This is a genomic window from Dehalococcoidales bacterium, assembly GCA_028716225.1.
In the GTDB taxonomy this organism is placed as follows: domain Bacteria; phylum Chloroflexota; class Dehalococcoidia; order Dehalococcoidales; family UBA5760; genus UBA5760.
In genome coordinates, this window is sequence record JAQUQE010000135.1 from 1 (window position 1) to 2,856 (window position 2,856).

General features: G+C 48.8%; 4 protein-coding genes. All 4 read left to right on the plus strand.

Features of this window, described 5'->3' with window-relative positions:
- Positions 1–166: 166 nt before the first annotated feature.
- Positions 167–1,570, plus strand: a complete 1,404-nt coding sequence (locus PHI12_14780; protein MDD5512051.1) for a right-handed parallel beta-helix repeat-containing protein — start codon at positions 167–169, stop codon at positions 1,568–1,570.
- A gap of 12 nt (positions 1,571–1,582) precedes the next feature.
- The gene (locus tag PHI12_14785) at positions 1,583–1,921 is read left to right on the plus strand and encodes a hypothetical protein (GenBank protein ID MDD5512052.1); all 339 of its coding nucleotides are present in this window, start codon (positions 1,583–1,585) and stop codon (positions 1,919–1,921) included.
- An 8-nt stretch (positions 1,922–1,929) separates the two neighbouring features.
- On the plus strand, positions 1,930–2,568 hold the full coding sequence (locus tag PHI12_14790; protein MDD5512053.1) for a hypothetical protein: 639 nt from the start codon (positions 1,930–1,932) through the stop codon (positions 2,566–2,568).
- Positions 2,569–2,579: 11 nt separating this feature from the next.
- The coding region (locus tag PHI12_14795; GenBank protein ID MDD5512054.1) for a hypothetical protein at positions 2,580–2,856 on the plus strand (277 nt) is incomplete at its 3' end.

Sequence of the window (2,856 nt, forward strand, 5' to 3'; positions counted from 1 at the left end):
ACAGGTTGTGGAGTTTAACCATGGCGTGGCTTTACCGGCCAGCGCGCTTTTTGAGTTCGATACGCTGGTCCAGGACAGCACTACTATCAACTACCGCTATAGCGTAAATTGCACTATCATGACTTTTAGCGTCCTGGAGATCCCGGCAGCTATTTAAGGAGTTGACATGCCTAGAGGTGGAACACCTGCACAGGGTTTATGGATGCCGCCGAGAGTGGCGACGCTCTTCGTGGCGGCTGCCGACTCTTTAGATAAATGCCGCGCCCAGGCGGACTATATCTGCGACGGCGTGGCGGATGACGTGCAGATCAACGCGGCCATGGCAGCTCTCCCGGCTTCCGGAGGCCGGGTGGTACTTTCTGAGGGTACTTTCGTACTGGCTGAATCGATAGTATTCCCTGATGATAATATAGTGCTGGAGGGCCAGGGTTGGAACACCGGAATCATCGCCACGGCACTAGCCACAGGAGATCATGCTATACAGATGATAGGCAAGGTTTTCTGCTGCGTTAAAAACTTAGCTATGCTTGGTTCTGCCGGCACCGGTAACACAGTACATTGTATATTTATCGATGACGGCAGTGATATGTTTATAATAGATGGCGTTTATATTGCGGCAAGTGATGCCGACGGTATTCACGTTGAAGGCACGGTCACACAATATGGCGCGATAAAAGGATGCTATATAAACGCAACAGATGGTTATGGTATTTATATCTCAATGGATGCTGGTAATACGAGCCTGTCTTTTAAAATACATGATAATCATATTGAGAGTGCGGGCGGCGCCGCAATATACTTTGGTCAGTGTAACGGCCATTATTACCACGAAATAAATGACAACCTTATAGTTAGTTGCGACTATGGAGTAGATTATGGCGTAGCCACGGTTCCGACATCTGGCTTAATGGAATCCTCTATAATTAATAATACTATCATAAATGCTTCGAACGACGGTATACGCCTTCTGTCCGACTCCGATAACAACCTTATCGAGAACAACTACATCAGCAGCTGCGGCGGGTACGGCATAAACATAGGCGGGGCGACATGCGGCGAGAACAGGGCTATGAATAATAAGCTGATCGGCAATGTGACCGGTCAGATCCAAGACTTAGGGGTGCATACCCAGCTTCCCGAGATATTTATCCCCGTGCCCAACCCCTCCTCCAATATAGGCGCCCACCCCTGCGAACAGCTCACCGACGGCCTTGAAGTAGTGAGCCGCCTTAACGTCTGCATCCCGCTCAACTACCAGGAGCTGGTGACCTGCGAGGCCGTGGTGGTTCCGGGAGATACCGGCAACATGCGGCGCAGCGTGGCCACAGACTGGGGTGAGATAGCAAGCGGAGAGTCTTACAACATCGACTCCGGGGCCGTAGCCGAGGGTAACGTGGCGGTAACGGGAACTCAGGTAGAAGGCATTGATATAGCCGCGGCTTTTGTGGGCGTGGGGGCTCTTGGCCCGGGCGATATAGTGGGCGTGGCCTTTACCCGGCACGCGGATGATGTTTTGGACACCGTGGACGCGGACTGCTGGCTGCTGGGAATACGGATGAGGTATGTGTAGGATGGTGAACTAATGAACGAAAAAGCTATCGTCGGATTAGTGCTGGGCATCGGAGCCATAACAGGTTTGGTAATATACGTAAGCAAGCATGCTCAGGCAGATGAAGAATTGGAAACGTATGAATGTGCTTTCTGTGAAGAAAGATTCAGTGGTCCGGATTCTATCATGGATGTCACACAACATATGGAAAATCATATTCAGAGCAAGTGGGGGTTGTCGGGTACTCCAGGGTGGATACCAGAAGATGTGAATAAAGATGGTGTGATCAATGTTCTTGATATGATAGTGATAGGCCAACAGAAATGGTCTCTTGTGCCTATCGATGATATGGTCTATAAGATAGTCTTCTAGGAGTAAATATGTCAGGGGCTTACGAGAATAAAGGGGCGATGGCGGCGACGATTGTTGTGGCCGCGAGCGACAGCCTGAATAAGGCCGCCGCGAACTACAAGTGCGATGGGATCGCGGACGACGTTGAGATCCAGGAGGCGATCGACGCGCTGCCGGCAGGGGGCGGGAAGGTGGTGCTGCTGGAGGGGAATTACGTCTTTGCGGCAACGGTCACAAGAGCCATAGATAATATAACTATTCAAGGTCAGGGACGCAGCACTTATATAAGTTACGATGATGCAACGGCAATATTTAACAGCGGCGCACAAGATCGGTGGATATTTAAAAACTTTGGTACAGACGCAGGCGGTATAACCACTACTGCATCATGTGTTATAGATAACTGCTGGGTTGATGACGTACTAATAGATAATTTGACACAACGTGTTGTTAGAGGTACGGATAATTTTGGCGGTTATGGCTCTTATACTACGATAGCGCTGGCTCCTCCACTGGATAATACGGACTATAGAGTAGTTGTAATTCCAACAGCAAACCCATCCATGGTAGGAGAGGTCTGGATATCCGATAAAGCAGTCAACAGCTTCAGGGTTAATAATACAGGATCCGGAGTTTCTGCTTTTGAATACTTTGTGGTGCCATATTAAGTAGGTGATATATGAAGAACGTAACGGTAAAGGGCACTAAATTAATAATCGATGCGGTCGAGATTGATTTATCGGACCATGCGGGTAGGAAGGTGACTGTTTTTGAGGAAATAGATGGGTCTTTAACTGTTGAATCAAAACCACGTCATTATCAGTCGATACGTGAGCTATACGTACCTTTGCCTGTAATCACTTCTATAGATACCGGCAAGAAGGACAAGGAAGGAATGCCTATAACCGAGAATTACCTCACCCCAATAGCTCTTGATAAGGCAGACATAAGGAAAT